We start from the raw sequence: 15,887 nt of genomic DNA, 5'->3' as shown, positions 1-15,887 counted from the left end.
CTCCGACCCTAGCCGTGACACCGTCAGCGTTGGAGGTGGCGGAGGGCGGCGGCGGGGAGGGTGCGGGTGAGCGGGCCGAGGACGGAGGCGTCGCGGAGGGCCGTACGAGCGGCGAGGTGGCCGCAGGCACCGTGGACGCCGCCGCCGGGGTGGATCGCGGAGCTGCCCAGATACAGGCCGTTGACGAAGGTACGGGCGCTGCCGAGCCCGATCGTCGGGCGGAAGACCAGCTGCTGGTGGAGTTGCATCGTGCCACCGCCGAGGGCGCCGAAGCCGAGCGCGGCGTTGCCGGACTCCAGCGCGGACGGCCGCTGCAGGTCGCGGGCGATGACCAGCTCGCCGAACCCCGGTGCGTACCGTTCGATCGCGCGTTCCATCCGGCCGGCGAGTTTCTCCGCGGACGCGTCATCGGCGATCCCGCGCGGCAGGTGCGCGTACGCCCAGACCGCCTCGGTGCCTTCCGGCGAACGGGACGGGTCCGACTTGGTGGTCTGGCCGATCAGCAGGAACGGCTGGGACGGTACGCGCCCGGTGTCGAGGTCCGCGGACAGGTGGACGAGGTCGTCGGCCGTTCCGCCGAGATGTACGACGCCGGCCGACCGTGCTTCTTCCGCGATCCACGGGATCGGGCCACTGAGCCGGAGGTTCAGTTTGACCGTCGGATAGTCCCATTCGAACCGCTCGTCCAGATCCCGGCGCAGCCCGGCCGGAACAAGGGCCTCGGGCAACAACTCGCCGTACAGGCTCGGCGCGGACGTGTCGGCGATGACGGCCCGCTCGACCGAGACAGTCTCACCGGAGGCGGTACGAACGGCAGTCACCCGGCCCGCCGACACGTCGATGCCCGTGACCGGCATGCCCGGCACCATCAGCGCGCCCGCGCGTTCGGCACGGCGTACGAGCGCGCCGGAGAACGCGGACGATCCGCCGGCGGCGACCGGGTACCCGACGTCTTGGGCCAGCATCGCGAGCAGCCAGCCCATCGTGCCGCTGACGCTGCCCGAGAGTGGCGCGTCGGCGTGCAGCGCGTTCCCGGCCAGAATCGCCGGTCCATGCCGCCCGTCGAACAACTCCAGGCCCATCCGGTGCATCGGCATCGCCATGAACCGCGCGAACCGCAACAACTCACCCGCCGAGCCGAGCTTTCGCGCCAGTCGTACGCCCGGCGCGATCGGCGGCCAACTGGTGAGCAGCGCCTTCAGCAACGGCTCGCGGATCGACACGTACTGCTGGTACAACCGCAACCACGCGTCACCGTCGCCCGGGTGCTCGGCGCCGAGCGACTTGGCGGTGTCCTCCGGGTCCGGGTGGATCGCGGCGGCGGCGCCGTTCTCGTCCAGGAGGTGTACGAGCGGCAGCGGCGCGTTCGCCCACTTCAGCCCGTACTTTTCCAGCTCCAGCGCGCGGATCACCGGTGACGCGACCCCGAGCGGATAGTTCGAACTGAAACGATCGCTGATCCAGCCCCCGTCGGAGATGGACCGGACCGCGCCACCGAAATCGTCGGCGGCCTCCAGTACCAGCACGTCCCAGCCGGCGTCGGCGAGCGTGATCGCACTCACCAGCCCGTTCGGCCCGGCTCCGATCACAACGGCATCAACACTGCGCGGCAGCATGTATAGGACCATAACTCGGCGCCCCTCCCCATCCACCCCGGCACCCCGGCCGCCTGCCGCCATTTCAGAGGTTCACCCCTCCCGGTGCCCGTTCACCCCCCGCATGCGGCATGTGAAGGGTCAAGCTCAGACGTTCACCCCTGAAATGGCGGCAGGCGGCCGGGGGCAGGTGGGGCGGCGTTAGTGGGGCGGGGCAGGTGGGGCGGGGCCGGTGGGGCGGGGCCGGTGGGGCGGGGCGTTAGTGGGGGTGGGGGTTGGTTTGGTGGTGGAGAGTGGTGATTTCGCGGGCTCGGCCGAGCATCGCCGGGTCCACCATCCGGCCGTCGGGCAGCACGATCACCCCGCCGTCCGCGACGCCGGCGGCGTCCACCGCCGCGAGCAGCTCCGCCGCGGCGGTTGCCTCGGCTTCGGTCGGGGTAAAGGCTTCCACGATGGTGGCGAGCTGGCGCGGGTGGATCGCGGTGCGGCCGACGAAACCGAGTCGCAGGCCCTCGATCGACGTGCGCAGCAGGCCGGGCAGATCGCCGACGTGTGGGTACACCGACATCATCGGCGCGCCCAGCCCGGCTGCCCGTGACGCCGAGACCAGCCGCCCGCGCGACCACGCGAGTCCCTCCGCACCGTCAACGCCGAGCGCGCTGGACAGGTCCGCCTCGCCGAGCGCGATCGCCTCCACCCGTGGATCGGCGGTGGCGATCTCGTACGCCCGCTCCACTCCGAGTGGTGACTCGAGCAGCGCGGTGATCCTTGCCGACGGCACCTTGTCCAGTACGGCCCGGACGTCGGCCGCGCTTTCCACCTTCGGCACCCGAATCCGCACCGACGGTACGGCCGAGATCGCCGCCAGGTCGTCCTCGATCCACGGCGACGTCAGCGCGTTCACCCGGATCTGCACCGGCCCGTGCGCGTTCGCCGCGATCCAGGCGACCGCCCAGCCGCGCGCCTCGGCCTTGTCACCGACCGGGACCGCGTCCTCCAGGTCGAACACCACCAGATCGGGGCCCGCGGCAACGGCTTTCGCGAACCGGTCCGGCCGGTTGGCCGGAACATACAGTGCGGTCAGCACTCACAACACCCCTTACACGACTCCAGCGGCCCGCAGCGCCGCGAGCTGGTCCGGCGTCACGCCGATCTCGGCGAGCACCTCGTCGGTGTTCGCGCCGTGCGGCCGGCCGGCCCACTTGATCGAACCCGGCGACTCGGACAGCCGGAACAACACGTTCTGCATCTCGACCGGGCCACCGAGCTCGTCGTCGTCCACGCTGACGATCGTCCCCAGCGCCGCGTACTGCGGATCGCCGGCGATGCCGCGAATGTCGTGCACCGGACCGACCGCGGCTTCGGCCTTCTCGAACTCCTCCATCACGAGCTCCAACGGCCGCGCCGCGATCCACGAACCGACCGCGTCGTCGAGCTCGTCGGCGTGCTGCGCCCGCTCCCGCCCGGTCGCGAACCAGGGCTGCGCGACCAGATCCGCCCGCCCGACCAGCGTCACCACCCGCTCGGCGATGCTCTGCGAACTCGTCGACACGGCCACCCAGCGGCCGTCCAGGGTCTTGTACACGTTCCGCGGAGCGTTGTTCGACGACCGGTTCCCGAGCCGCGGCTGCACGTACCCGGTCTGCTGGTACGCGGTGATGCCACCGCCCAGCATCATCAGGATCGGCTCGATGATCGCCATGTCGATCACCTGTCCTTGCCCGGACCGATCCCGTTCCCGCAACGCGACCAGCACGGCGTACGCGGTGGCGAGCGCGGTGATGCCATCGGCCAGTCCGAACGGCGGCAGCGTCGGCGGACCGTCCGGCTCACCGGTGACCGCCGCGAACCCACTCATCGCCTCCGCGAGCGAACCGAAGCCCGGCCGGCGCGACCACGGCCCGACCTGGCCGAAGGCGGTCACCCGCGCGATCACCAAACGCGGGTTCGCTTCCAGCAGGACTGAAGGCCCGAGTCCCCAGCGCTCCAACGTGCCCGGGCGGAAGTTCTCGACGAGTACGTCGTTCTCCCGTACCAGCGAGAGGAACACGTCCCGCCCGCGGGACAGGTCCAGCGTGGCGAGCCGCTTGTTCCGGCCGAGGGTCTTGAACCACAGCCCGACACCGTCCTTGGACGCGCCGTGCGTACGCGCGGCATCCGGACGGGACGGGTGCTCGATCTTCGTGACGTCGGCACCGAAGTCGCCGAGGAAGGTGGCTGCCAGCGGACCCGCGAACAGCGTCGCCGCCTCCAGCACCTTCACACCGTCCAGCGCGGCGGGCCTCATCCCGCGCACCTGAAGCCGATGTTCTCCGACCGGTCCAGCCCGCCGCCGGTCAGTACCAGCTTGAAGCTGACCTCCGGCTCCTGCGGACCACCGTCGGCGTACCAGTCCGAGCCCTCGGCAGTGTAGTGCGAGCCGCCCTTGAGGATGCAGAACCGGCTGCGACCATCGCGATGCTCGCTCTCGGTCAGGTTCCACACCAACGGCTCCAGCCGGCCGAAGCCGTCCAGCCCGGCCGCGACCTGCCACTCGTCCTCGGTCGGCAGTCGCCCACCACGCCAGTCCGCGTACGCGCGGGCGTCCGGCAGGTCGACGTACGTCACCGGCTGATCCTCGGTCCCGGGCACCGGAGCACCGTCGACCCAATGCTTCAGGAACCGGTTCGCCACCAGCGGCTGGTACCCGGTCGCGCGCAGGAACTCCGCGTACTCCGCGTTGGTCACCTCCGCGACCGCCACCGAGATCGCCGGCAACGAGACCTCACGTGTCACCGTCTGGATGTCATGCAGCCGAGGCGGCAGCGGCTTCCACTCCTCCACGTACGGCGCGGTGCCGTACAGCCCGGTCTCACGCCGCCGATGCCGAACCGTCAGCGTCCGCTCCCCCGCCGGCACCTCGACCACCGGGCCGAGCTCGGCGGACCCAGCGACAACCGGCACCGGGACCAGCTCGGCCGGCCGCATCGGGAACGCGGAGTCGGCGACATGCGGTCGTGACAAGGTGCCCAACCGGCGCGCGGTCGCGCGGCATTCTTCCCCGGCGGTCGCGCCGACCCGGACGATTCCGGCCACACCCCGGCCCGGTACGACCAGGTGGACGCCGTCGTCGTCAGCCGTGATCGGGACACCGGACGTCACGTCGTACCAGTCGCCGACCTGATCTTCGGAGCGGAGGACGATGCCGTCGAAGTCCTCGTCGGCGCGGTTCACCAGCGTCCAGAAGGTGATGTCGGCCAGGTCGAACCGGGACGCGTACACGCCGTGCTCGCGGGCCTTCTCCGGGATCTCCGGCGTCAGCTGAATCCAGTCGCCGTTGATCAGCACCTCCGCGAACGCGCGTTGCGCGGTCACCATCCGGCGCAGCGTCGCGCGGTCGCGGGCGTTCCAGCCGACCCACGCCGAGAACACCGACTCCCAGACCAGCAGGCCGACGCCGTTCACCCACGCGGACTGCAGCTCGTCGCTGTGGTCGCGGTTCCACCGGCGGGTGTGGTGCATCATGTGCCGGCGCTCGAACAGGTGCGCGCGCAGTACGCCGGGCGCGCGGGTGTCGGCGAACCACTGCGCCCAGGACAGCGCGTGATCGCTGATCCTTGCCATCGGCAACCGTGACTCGCCCTCCAGCGCGATCGCCGGATTCGCCTGCCGGATCGCCCGGGTCAGCGCCGGGTCGCCCTCCTTCAGGGTGTCCAGGAACACGCCGTCGACCGCGTAGTCGCTGACCAGCGCCGCGAACTCGGCGGGGTCCGAACCGGCCGCCCGGCGGGTACCGACGTCCCACGGGTTGTAGTCGAAGAACACCTTCAGGCCGAGCCGGTGCAGGTCGTCGACCAGCTCCCGCAGGCCTGGTACGTCCCGGTAGAAGTCGAACTGGTTCCGGTCGTCGATCCCGATCACCGGGTACGCGTGCCAGAGCACGATCGCGTCGTGCCCACCGAACTCGGTGACACCGTGCCGGACGAACTTCTCCGGCGTGAACTTCCCGGTCCCGACGTCGTACAGCAGATCGTCCCAGAGCCAGACCAGCGCCACCGAGTACGCGGTCTGGGTCCATTCCCGGCCCGGTTCGTCGTAGTGCGACCCGTCGTACCGGGTCCGTTCGAAGGCGCCGTACCGCCACTCGGCCAGCCGGGCGCGCCAGCGCGGCAACTCCGCCGGGTCGTCCGGTGCGCCGAGGATCTTGGCGTCGTCGAGGACGGACAGATCTGCCCCGGGCCCGAGGTCGACCGTCGCCGGAAGGTCGATGGGCCGGGGTTCGAGCGGATTCACAGGTATACCTCCGCATAACGCGCGTCGACTGCATCCCCGTGCGGCACCGAGGGAATCGCCCCCGCCACCTGAACACTCAATGAAGCAGCAACGTTAGCGCGTCGGACCGCGTTCGTCAGGTCGGCTGCCGTGATCGAGTCGTTAGCTGACGCGTTAGCCAGCGCGGCCGCGAGGACCCCGCAGAACGTGTCGCCCGCCGCGGTCGTGTCGACCACGTCGACCGGTACGCCGGGCACCGCGATCTCGGCCGCGTCCCTGGTCAGGATCACCGCGCCGGCGCCGCCGAGGGTGACGACCGCGGCCGGCACCTTCGCCAGCAGCGCGGACCGCTCCGGACCGGCGATCGCCTCGGCCTCGGTCTCGTTCACCACCAGCAGATCGACCTCGGCCAGCAACTCGTCCGCGAGCTCGGCCGCCGGCGCCGCGTTCAGGATGAAGTACGTGGATGCCGCTGCCGCGGCCTGCACGACCGGGAACGGGATCTCCAACTGGGAAAGGACGACTTTCGCCGCGCCGATCGCGGTCAGCGACTCCGGCGACAGCGTCAGCCGGCCGTTCGCGCCGGGCGCGACGATGATCGAGTTCTCACCGCTCTCCTCGACCGTGATGATCGCCGTACCGGTCGGGGCATCGCTCTTGATCGCCAGCGACAGGTCCACTCCCGAACCACCGAGTGCCTCCCGCAACAGGTCGCCGCCCTCGTCGGCGCCGAGCGCGACGACCATCGCCGTCCGCGCCCCGGCCCGCGCCGCCGCGACCGCTTGGTTGGCCCCCTTGCCGCCGGGACCGCGACTCATTTCGCCGGACAGTACTGTCTCCCCCGGCCGCGGAATGCGCTGCACCGGCAGCACCAGATCCACGTTCGCACTCCCGACCACCACAACCTCGACATCAGGCTCCACCCCGGGCCACCTCCACAGTCCTGCGCGCCAGCTCGTCGATCGCGATCTGGTCCATTCCCGGCAGGCTCGTGGCCACCCGGTTGTCCAGCGGTGCGGACCACTCTGCCGGAACCCCGCGGGTGGCACCAAACACCGCCCCGACGGTCGCACCGGCCGAGTCCGTGTCCCAGCCGCCCATCACCGCCCGGCCGACCGCGCCGGCAAAGTCCGGTGCAGTCAGCGCGTACGCGGTGAGTGCGCTGTTGTTCACCGAGTGCACCCAGTGCAGATCGCCGTACTCGGCGTGCAACGCGTCGAGCGCCTCGTCAAGACCGGCGTCCGCGAGGGTCAGCCCGAAGCGAACCGCGCGCGCGATCGCGCCCTGTGGGTCGATCACGTCCAGACCGGCAATTGCGGCCTTGACCGGATCATCGACGACGAGCGCGGCCGCGGACATCGCCGCCACCCAGAGCGCGCCGTCGACACCGGCCCCGGTGTGACTCAAGCGGGCGTCCACCAGCGCGAGTCGCGCGGCGGCGGTTCGGTCGCCCGGATGCGCCCAGCCGTACGCGTCGGTCCGGATCTGCGCGCCGATCCACTCCCGGAACGGGTTGCCGACCACGGCCGCGCGGGCCGGCTCGACGCCTTCCAGAAGGTTGCGGTAGGCAACACGTTCGGCGGTGAACACGCGCCCGGCCGGCAGATCGTTCAGCCAGGTCAGCGCGACGTCCTCCGTACTCAGCGAAGGACCATGCCGCTCCATCATCAGCAGCGCGAGGATGGCGAAGTTCAGATCGTCGTCCTCGGGCATCCCGTCGATGACCTCACGCAGGCTGGTCGGTTTCGACCGCCGGTTCCACGGCCAGCGCTGCTGCACCTCGTCCGGTACGCCGATCGCGGTGATGTACCGCGCCAGCGGCCACTGCCCCGAGCTGGTCAGGATCTCCCGAATGCCCACCCGCGGGATCTTCTCCACCGGCTTGCCGAGCAGGTTCCCCGCGGCGCGACCGAGCCACGCGTTCAGCGTCCGCTGCTCGAGCTCGACCGGCGCGCCGAGCGACGGCAGCTCCGGGATCTCCGGGGCGTGCCACTCCGCCGTCCGTGCGTCGAGTACGTCGAGCAGCTCCCGGGCGAGCGCCCGTAACGCCGGAGCGGCCGGCTCACTGGAGGCGCCGGACACCGGAGCATCCGTCGTACCCCCGGCGGCCAGCCAGCGGGCCTGGACGTCGGTGACGTCCACACCCTCGGACCGGGCCTGGACCAATTGGTGCGGGAGGAGGTCCTCCGGCTGCACCCAGGTCATTCTCATCGCTGCTCTTCCTTCCCTTGTTGCGCCAGGCGAAACGCGTGCCTGGTTCGTTCTGTCGGAGCGCATCGATACTCACTGCCATGGTCAACCGCCGCAGTTTTCTGACCGCCACGGGTGCCGCTGCCGCGCTCGCTCTCACCGGAAACCTCCCCGACCTTGCCGATGCGGCAGGAATACCGCATCGCACCGGCAAAAGGCCGTTGTTCACTCTCGGCGTCGCCTCGGGTGATCCGCTGCCGGACGCCGTGGTGATCTGGACCCGGCTCGTACCAGGCCCGCTCGAACCGTTCGGTGGCATGGACGACCGCGCTGTCGCCGTGCAGTGGGAGGTCGCCGAAGACGAGACGTTCCGCCGGGTCGTACGTCGCGGCACCGCGCAGGCCCGCCCCGAGTACGCGCACACCGTGCACGTCGACGTCCGCGGCCTGCGACCGTGGCGGCACTACTTCTACCGCTTCCGTGCCGCCGGGCAGATCAGTCCGGTCGGGCGTACGCGCACCGCGCCGGCACCGGCCGACGAACCCGCGATGACGATGGCGGTCGCGTCCTGCCAAGCGTTCTACGACGGTTTCTACACCGCGTACCAGGATGTGGCTCGCCGCGATCACGATGTCGTGCTCTTCCTCGGCGACTACATCTACGAAGTCGGCGTCGGCCCGACCGCGGGCGTACGCAACCAGGAGGTCCCGGTCGATTTCGCGGGCGAGATCTTTACGCTCGACGAGTACCGGGCGCGGTACGCGTTGCACAAGACCGATCCCGACCTGCAGGCAGCGCACGCCGCCGCGCCGTGGATCGTGACGCTCGACGACCATGAAGTCGAAGGCAACTGGGCCGGGTACGTGTCCGAGGACGGGCTGCCCTACGACGAGTTCCTGGTCCGCCGCGCCAACGGTTTCCGCGCGTACTGGGAGCACATGCCGCTGCGCCTCGACCAGTGCCCCGACGGTCCGTCGATCCGCTTGCACAGGCATCTCCGGTACGGGCGTACGGCGGATCTGAGTGTGCTGGACACGCGACAGTTCCGCGACGATCAGACCAGTACGGGCGGGTGGCTGCCGCCGGACGAGGTGTCCGCCGATCCGGCGCGGACCATCACCGGCGACGCGCAGGAACGGTGGCTGCTGGACACGCTCGGTCGGTCGACCAGTCGGTGGAACGTGGTCGCGCAACAGGTCGCGATGGCACAGCTCGACCGGAAGACCGGGCCGGAGCTCGAACTTCCGATGGACACCTGGAACGGGTACACCGCGTCCCGGGATCGGGTTCTGTCCGGCGTACGCGATCGGGGCGTACGGAACTTCGTCGTCCTGACCGGTGATTTGCATCGCAGCGTGGCGTCGGATCTGCGGGTGAACTTCGCCGATCCGAGTGCGCCGGTGATCGGGAGCGAGTTTGTCACCACGTCGATTTCGTCCGGGAAGGACGGGGTTGATGTCGACAGTACGGGGCGGGCGCTGCTGGCCGAGAATCCGCATGTCAAGTTCCAGAACGTGCAGCGGGGTTACTTGAGTTGCCGGCTGGATCGGACCCAGTGGACGTCGGAGTTCCGCATCGTCGACCGCGTCACCACACCCGGCGGCACAGCGTCCACCCGCGCCACCCTGGTCGTCGAAAACAACCGCCCCGGCCTCGCCTGACTTCGCCCGCCCCGAACCGGACCCCGCCCGGCTCCCACCCGACCCCGGCCCGCTCGGACCCGACGCCGTCCGGCTCTCGCCCGACCCCGGCCCGTTCCCGCCCGACCTCGTCCGGCTCTCATCAGAACGGATCTGCTCATGCTCAGACGTCCGGCCGCGTTGCTCGCCCTGCCGCTCGTGCTTGCTGTCCCGGCGGTTGCTGTTGCCAGCGGCAACAACCAGGTGGAGCTCAGCGCCACCCCACAACCCGTCGAGGTCGTCCCCCTCCCCTGCTTCCCGTCCGGCAAGCTCACCCTCGGCATGACCAACACCGGCCGCAAACCCACCATCGCCGACCTGCGCGTCTCCGCCGACCCGGCGCTCACCCTCTCCCGCCACCAGTTCTCCAGCTATCTCCCCATCGACCAGCTGGTGAAGGCGCCGCTCGAAATCACCGTCCCACGCGGCACCGCGCCCGCCACCCACACGGTCAACCTGAGCGTCGACAAGCAGCAGTTGAAGATCCCGGTCATCGTCAAGCCAGTCCCGGCGCGCGACAACCTGCTCCTCGGCGAGCAGGCCGTCGCGTCGTCGACCAACGGCAACATGCGGCTCTGCGGCGGCGTCGACGGTAACGCCGACTCCGCGCAATGGGGCGCCAGCGGCTGGCACGACAACACCAAGGACGTCTTCCCCGACACGTACGGCGTCGACTTCGTCCAGCCGACCACCGTCGGCCGCGTCGTCCTGCAAACTCTCGACTCGGCCCGCTACCCGGCCGCCGTGATGGGCATCCGCGACTTCGACGTCCAAGTCCGCGTCGGTGATCAATGGAAGCCGGTCGGCCAGGTACGCGGCAACGAGACCGGCCGCGTGACCGTCACCTTCACACCGGTGGCAGTCGACGCGGTCCAGCTCGTCATCCACGACTCCAACGACCACGGGTACTCCCGAATCGTCGAAATAGAGGCCTACGGTGCTTGATTCCTTCCCCGCCCCACCGCCCCGGTCAACTGACATTCAGACCAACGCGTCCAACGCGGCCGTACGTTCCGCCCAGCGCGCGGCGTCGGCCGTACGGATGTCCTTGACCACCGATGCCATCACCCGCCCCGGCTCTTCCAGGTCGGTCTTGCTGGCGTCGGCGATCGGACCGGCCCACTCGTCCGGTACGCCGGCCCGGCCGCTCAGCGCACCGGTGATCGCGCCGGCCATCGACGCGATCGAGTCCGCGTCGCGCCCGTAGTTCGTGCCTCCCAGCACGGCCCGCCGGACGTCTCCTTCGGCGACCAGCACGAACCCGAGCGCGACCGGAAGTTCCTCGATCGCCTTGGTACGGCTCGGCCGGCGCGAGTCCATCGACAGGTCCCGGTAGTTCGGGCCGACCGTGTCGTAGGGCTCGATCGCCTTCCGCAGCACCGGAATCGCCTGCTCCCAGTCGGTCACGCCCTGGGCCGCTTCGGCCACCGCCTCGACGGCCCTCCGAGTGCCGTCCTTGGCCAGGCCGATCGCCGCCTCGACCGCGGACGCAGGCGTCGCGCCCGGGGTCATCGCCGCGGCGACGGCGGCCGCGAACACGCCGGCCGCCTCCCGCCCGTAGCTCGACTGGTGCGCGCCGGCGACATCCAGCGCTTCGGCGTACGCCCCCTCGGGATCGCCCGCGTTGGCGATCCCGACCGGCGCCATGTACATGGCCGCGCCGCAGTTCACGATGTTGCCGACGCCCGCCTCGCGCGGGTCGACGTGGCCGTAGTGCAGCCGCGCGACCAGCCACTTCTCGGCCAGGAACACCCGCTGCAGCAGCAGGGCGTCGGCCTCGAGCTCCGGCACCCAGCGGGTACCGTTCAGCATCTTCGGGACCAGCGATTCGGCCACCGCGTACGCGTCCAGGTGCGCGCGCCGCTCGTCGTACACCTCGACCAGCGCGTGTGTCATCAAGGTGTCGTCGGTGATGTGGCCGTCGCCCTTGTGGTACGGCGCGATCGGGCGCGCCGTCCGCCAGTTGTCGTACCACGGACCGACGATGCCGGTCACCCAGCCGCCGTGCCGTTCCCGGATCGCCTCCGGGGTCCAGCCCTCGACGGCCCCACCGATCGCGTCACCGACCGCGGAGCCGACGAGGACGCCGGTCGCCTTCTCTTCGAGCAAGGACGTCACTGGTTGACCTGACCCCATCCGTCGCTCAGCTTCTTGCCCAGGGCCGCGGCGTCGGTCTTGTTCGCCAGGAACTCCTGGAACGCCGGCGTCGCGATCTGGTCCTTCCACTTCGGGTAGTTCTGCACGCTCTGGAACGGTGCCTTGGTCAGCTCGGTGCCGGAGGCAAGCGTCTGCTGCCAGCCGTTCTTGCCACCGGTCGCCTTCTGGATCGCGTCCCGAGCACCCTGCGTGGTCGGGATCAGCCAGTCACCCTGACCGACCGCGGCCAGGTTCTCGGCCTTCATGAAGTAGTCGATGAACTTCGCCGACTGCTCGATGTGCTTGCCCTCGGCCGGCACCGACAGCGTCTGCGGGTTCGCGGCCTGCTTGCTGCTGGTGCCCTTCAGCGGCGGCAGCACTTCCCACTGGAAGCCCTTCGGCGCCTCTTCGGCGATCTGCTGCGCGACATAGTTGCCGGCCACGATCATCCCGTACTTGCCGGCGTAGAACCCGGGCAGTACGTCCGAACCGCTCTGCGTCAGCGAGGTCGGGTCGATCGACTTGTCCGTGTACGCCATCGCGTGGATGCGCTTCGGTACCTCGAGCTCGGCGTCGCCGATCGTGGCCTTCGCGTCCTGACCGGTGCCGTCGAAGAACTTCGCGTCGAAGTTCAGACCGAGGTTCAGCATCGTCGCGGTCGGGCTCTTCAGACCCCAGCCCAGACCGTACTTGCCGGCCGCGGTCAGCTTCTTCGCGTCCGCGGCCAGGTCGTCCCAGCTCAGCGAGTCACCGGTCGCGGTGATCCCGGCCTGCTTCAGCAGGTTCGAGTTCGCGAACACGACGTACGACTGGAGCAGCGTCGGCGCGGCGTACACCTTGCCGTCCTTGGAGACCGTGTCCCAGACACCCTGCGAGACGGCGTCCTTGGTCTCCTGGCTCAGGTACTTCGAGATGTCCGCGAGGTAGCCCTGGTTGATGAAACCGGTGATGTCGGCGGACTCGTCGTGGATGATGTCCGGCGCGGTACCGCCCTGGAACTGCGTGACCAGCTGGTCGTGCACCGAGTCCCAGCTGCCCTGCACGTACTCGACCTGGATGTTCGGGTTCGCCGCGTTCCAGTCGGCGACGATCTTCTTGGTCGCCGCGACCGTGGTCTTCTGGAACGCCAGGCTCTGGAACTTGAGCGTCACCTTCTCGTTCGAGCCGGAACCCGAACCGTTGCTGTCGTTGCTGTTGCCCCCGCACGCCGCGAGCGTCACCAGGGCGCCCGCCGCGAGCAACGCGGTCAATACCTTCTTCATTACCTCTCCTAACCTTTGACTGCGCCACTCAGCAAACCGGACGTCAACCGGCGCTGGAGGAAGGCGAAAAAGACGAGACTTGGCACCGTCGCCAGTACGGAGGCGGCAGCGAGCGGGCCGAACTGCACTTGGCCTTCGGCTCCGACGAAGCGGGCCAGGACCAACGGGAGTGTTTTGAGCTCCGGGTCCTGCAACAGGACCAGGGCGAAGAAGAACTCGTTCCACGCCGAGATGAAGGTGAACATCGCGGTCGCGATCAGGCCGGGCCGGAGCAGCGGCATCACGATCGAGACGATCGTCCGCAACCGGGTCGCGCCGTCCACCGCGGCCGCCTCTTCGAGTTCACGCGGTACGGCCGCGACATACCCCTGCAGCATCCACAACGCGAACGGCAGCGACCACACCATGTACACGATCACCACGCCGGGGATCGTGTTCGTCAGATGCAACGGGCGCAGGATCATGAACAGCGGGATCACGATCAGGATCACCGGAAACACCTGGCTGACCAGGATCCAGCCATTCGTCAACGGGCGGAGCCTGCTGCGGAAGCGGGCCAGCGCGTACGAGACCGGGAGCGCCACGATCAGTACCAGGATCGTGCTGTAGATCGAGATCTGCAGGCTGTTGCCGAGCCCGCGGACCAGGCCCTGCTCGTTCAGCGCGTCGGTGTAGTTGGACAGGTTCGCGTGCTTCGGGAGCAGGCTCGGCGTGATGCTGGCGAACTCCTGCGGCGACTTCAGCGAGCTGGAGATCAGCCACAGCAAGGGGAAGCCGAGGAAGATCAGGTACACCACGACGGCGGCGTACTGCAGGGCGCGGGTGGCCGGACGGGTTCTCATGCTTCGCTCCGCAGCCGGTTCCGCAGGTAGAAGAACAGGAACAAGATGATGATGACCACCATCACGTCACCCATCGCCGCGGCCATCCCGAAGTTTCCGTAACGGAAGGCCTCGTTGTACGCGAACAGCATCGGCAGCATGGTCTTTCCACCTGGTCCGCCGGCCGTGAGTACGTACACCAGGCCGAACGAGTTGAAGTTCCAGATCATGTCCAGGCTGGTGATCGCGACGATGACCGTCCTGAGCTGCGGCAGGGTGATGTTCCAGAACTGGCTCCACGCGCTGGCGCCGTCGACCGCCGCCGCCTCGTACAGGCTGCGGTCGATGCTTTGCAGACCGGCCAGCAACGTCACGGTCGTCATCGGCATGCCGACCCAGATCCCGACCACGATCACGGCCGGCAGCGCCGTACTGAAATCGCCGAGGAAGTTGATCGGCTGGTCGGTCAGGTGCAGCTTCAGCAGGATCTCGTTGACCGGACCGTTCGTCGGGTGCAGCAGCAGGCGCCACATGATCGCCACGACCACCGGCGGCATCGCCCACGGGATCAGCGCGAGCGTACGGGCGACGCCGCGGAACTTGAGATCCGCGTTCAGCAGCAGAGCCAGCCCGAGCGCGGCGACGAACTGCAGGATCGTCACCGACAGGGTCCAGATGACGCCGATCCGGAACGAGTCCCAGAACAGGTTGTTGTGCAGCAGCTTGGAGAAGTTCTCGAAGCCGATGAAGCTGGTTTCGACGTTCAGCCCGGCGCGGGCGTCGGTGAAGCCGAGCGCGATGCCGCGGATCAGCGGGTACACGCTCAGGATCAGCACCGGCAGCAGCGCGGGCAGGAACAACAGAATCGCTTCCCGATTCTGCTTCGGCCGACCCGAGTTGTTCGGTTTCCCGGAGTTCTTCGCCTTCGCCGCGGCGGTGATCGAAGCCATCATGGGGTCGATCCCCTCAGGCTCAGAGACGGCTGGACCACGATCCGCCGGGGCGTCCGCTCGTTGTCCTCGATCCTTGCCAGCAGCAACTCAGCCGCCCGGCGACCACGCTCCGCGGACCCCAGATTCACACTCGTCAACGGCGGAAAACTCTGCTCGGCCAACTCACTGTCATCCATCCCGACCACCGCGACATCATCCGGAACCCCCAGCCCAACCCCCGCCAACTCATGCATCAACCCCACCGCCAACAAGTCATTCGCACAAATCACCGCGTCGAACTTGGCTGCGGCCTGCAGCTCACGTGCCGCGGTTCGTCCCGCGGTGAAGGTGAAGTCGGTGGCTTCGGCGAGGGCGGCTGGGTGGAGGTTGTGGGCTTTCATCGCCTCGGCGAAACCTTTGGCCCGGGCGGCTCCGGGGACCGTGTCGGCGGGACCGTTCAGGAAGGCGATCCGCTTCCGGCCGCAGTACGCCAAGTGGTCAACGGCGAGCAGCATGCCCTTCGGGGAGTTCGCGCGCACCGTGTCGACGCCGGCCTTGGCCGGGACACTACCGGCCACCACCACCGGTACCTCACACTCCCGGATCGACTTCACCAGATCCTCGTCCACCCGGATCGGGCTGATCAGCAACCCGTCGGCGTACCCGCGCGCCATCCCCCGTACCAGCGCGACCTCGTCCACCACCTCCGGACCGGTCGTCGTGACCACCAACCGGTACCCCGCGGCGGACACGACTTCCTCGACCGCCCGCATCATCGTCACGTACACCGGGTTACCCACATCAGCGACCGCCAGCGTCAACTGGAACGTCCGCCCGACCTTCAACGACCGCGCCCGCGAGTCCGGCACGTACCCGAGCTCGGACACCGCCCGCTGCACCCGCTCGACCATCTCCTCGGTCGCCGGCAACCCGTTCAGCACCCGCGACACCGACGCCACCGAGACCCCCGCCGCCCGGGCCACCCCAGCGATCGTCGGACGACTCACCCGAGACCTCCTGT

The 15,887-nt window shown here is 69.2% G+C and carries 13 protein-coding genes; 2 read left to right on the top strand and 11 right to left on the bottom strand.

Annotated elements, in window-relative coordinates:
* Positions 1-23 precede the first annotated feature (23 nt).
* The 6 genes from HDA44_RS03000 to HDA44_RS02975 form a co-directional block, all read right to left on the bottom strand.
* Positions 24-1,616 carry a phytoene desaturase family protein gene (locus HDA44_RS03000; protein ID WP_184831109.1) on the bottom strand — a complete coding sequence of 531 codons (1,593 nt, stop codon included), beginning with the start codon at positions 1,614-1,616 and terminating at the stop codon, positions 24-26.
* A 238-nt stretch (positions 1,617-1,854) separates the two neighbouring features.
* Positions 1,855-2,682, bottom strand: coding sequence for an aldolase/citrate lyase family protein (locus HDA44_RS02995; RefSeq protein ID WP_184831107.1), 828 nt, complete (start codon positions 2,680-2,682; stop codon positions 1,855-1,857).
* Between the two features lie 12 nt (positions 2,683-2,694).
* Positions 2,695-3,882, bottom strand: a complete 1,188-nt coding sequence (locus HDA44_RS02990; RefSeq protein WP_184831105.1) for a CaiB/BaiF CoA transferase family protein — start codon at positions 3,880-3,882, stop codon at positions 2,695-2,697.
* On the bottom strand, positions 3,879-5,867 hold the full coding sequence (locus HDA44_RS38375) for an SUMF1/EgtB/PvdO family nonheme iron enzyme (protein WP_184831103.1): 1,989 nt from the start codon (positions 5,865-5,867) through the stop codon (positions 3,879-3,881). Before HDA44_RS38375 ends, HDA44_RS02990 begins: the two co-directional genes overlap by 4 nt.
* Entirely contained in the window at positions 5,864-6,769 is a 906-nt protein-coding gene (locus HDA44_RS02980; RefSeq protein ID WP_184831101.1) for a PfkB family carbohydrate kinase, read from the bottom strand. The genes HDA44_RS38375 and HDA44_RS02980 overlap by 4 nt, the downstream gene beginning before the upstream one ends.
* Positions 6,759-8,057: an ADP-ribosylglycohydrolase family protein gene (locus HDA44_RS02975; protein WP_184831099.1), complete on the bottom strand. Its 1,299-nt coding sequence runs from the start codon at positions 8,055-8,057 to the stop codon at positions 6,759-6,761. The genes HDA44_RS02980 and HDA44_RS02975 overlap by 11 nt, the downstream gene beginning before the upstream one ends.
* A gap of 80 nt (positions 8,058-8,137) precedes the next feature.
* Between HDA44_RS02975 and HDA44_RS02970 the strand changes: the two genes are divergently transcribed.
* The gene (locus HDA44_RS02970) at positions 8,138-9,697 is read left to right on the top strand and encodes an alkaline phosphatase D family protein (protein WP_184831097.1); all 1,560 of its coding nucleotides are present in this window, start codon (positions 8,138-8,140) and stop codon (positions 9,695-9,697) included.
* 138 nt (positions 9,698-9,835) lie between these two features.
* A complete protein-coding gene (locus HDA44_RS02965; protein WP_184831096.1) occupies positions 9,836-10,660 on the top strand; it encodes a discoidin domain-containing protein in 825 nt (274 codons plus the stop codon).
* Between the two features lie 36 nt (positions 10,661-10,696).
* Here HDA44_RS02965 and HDA44_RS02960 read toward each other — a convergent pair whose 3' ends face one another.
* The 5 genes from HDA44_RS02960 to HDA44_RS02940 are packed head-to-tail and all read right to left on the bottom strand — an operon-like array spanning position 10,697 to position 15,873.
* Positions 10,697-11,833 carry an ADP-ribosylglycohydrolase family protein gene (locus tag HDA44_RS02960; protein WP_337905605.1) on the bottom strand — a complete coding sequence of 379 codons (1,137 nt, stop codon included), beginning with the start codon at positions 11,831-11,833 and terminating at the stop codon, positions 10,697-10,699.
* Positions 11,830-13,113 (bottom strand): ABC transporter substrate-binding protein, encoded by a 1,284-nt coding sequence (locus HDA44_RS02955; protein ID WP_184831092.1) that lies wholly within the window; start codon positions 13,111-13,113, stop codon positions 11,830-11,832. The genes HDA44_RS02960 and HDA44_RS02955 overlap by 4 nt, the downstream gene beginning before the upstream one ends.
* Before the next feature lie 8 nt (positions 13,114-13,121).
* Positions 13,122-13,955, bottom strand: coding sequence for a carbohydrate ABC transporter permease (locus HDA44_RS02950; protein WP_184831090.1), 834 nt, complete (start codon positions 13,953-13,955; stop codon positions 13,122-13,124).
* The gene (locus tag HDA44_RS02945) at positions 13,952-14,887 is read right to left on the bottom strand and encodes a carbohydrate ABC transporter permease (RefSeq protein ID WP_238352346.1); all 936 of its coding nucleotides are present in this window, start codon (positions 14,885-14,887) and stop codon (positions 13,952-13,954) included. Before HDA44_RS02945 ends, HDA44_RS02950 begins: the two co-directional genes overlap by 4 nt.
* Positions 14,884-15,873, bottom strand: coding sequence for a LacI family DNA-binding transcriptional regulator (locus HDA44_RS02940; RefSeq protein ID WP_184831088.1), 990 nt, complete (start codon positions 15,871-15,873; stop codon positions 14,884-14,886). Before HDA44_RS02940 ends, HDA44_RS02945 begins: the two co-directional genes overlap by 4 nt.
* Positions 15,874-15,887: the final 14 nt, after the last annotated feature.

Origin of the sequence: Kribbella solani, from assembly GCF_014205295.1 — a bacterium.
GTDB classification, from domain to species: domain Bacteria; phylum Actinomycetota; class Actinomycetes; order Propionibacteriales; family Kribbellaceae; genus Kribbella; species Kribbella solani.
Note: the sequence above shows the minus strand (reverse complement) of the source record. Positions and strands in the feature narration are given on the sequence as shown.

Excerpts from the sequence above, each read along its gene's own strand:
- HDA44_RS03000 (WP_184831109.1), bottom strand. The coding sequence starts at position 1,616 with ATGCTGCCGCGCAGTGTTGATGCCGTTGTGATCGGAGCCGGGCCGAAC.
- HDA44_RS02990 (WP_184831105.1), bottom strand. The coding sequence starts at position 3,882 with ATGAGGCCCGCCGCGCTGGACGGTGTGAAGGTGCTGGAGGCGGCGACG.
- HDA44_RS02975 (WP_184831099.1), bottom strand. The coding sequence starts at position 8,057 with ATGAGAATGACCTGGGTGCAGCCGGAGGACCTCCTCCCGCACCAATTG.
- HDA44_RS02970 (WP_184831097.1), top strand. The coding sequence starts at position 8,138 with ATGGTCAACCGCCGCAGTTTTCTGACCGCCACGGGTGCCGCTGCCGCG.
- HDA44_RS02965 (WP_184831096.1), top strand. The coding sequence starts at position 9,836 with ATGCTCAGACGTCCGGCCGCGTTGCTCGCCCTGCCGCTCGTGCTTGCT.
- HDA44_RS02955 (WP_184831092.1), bottom strand. The coding sequence starts at position 13,113 with ATGAAGAAGGTATTGACCGCGTTGCTCGCGGCGGGCGCCCTGGTGACG.
- HDA44_RS02950 (WP_184831090.1), bottom strand. The coding sequence starts at position 13,955 with ATGAGAACCCGTCCGGCCACCCGCGCCCTGCAGTACGCCGCCGTCGTG.
- HDA44_RS02945 (WP_238352346.1), bottom strand. The coding sequence starts at position 14,887 with ATGATGGCTTCGATCACCGCCGCGGCGAAGGCGAAGAACTCCGGGAAA.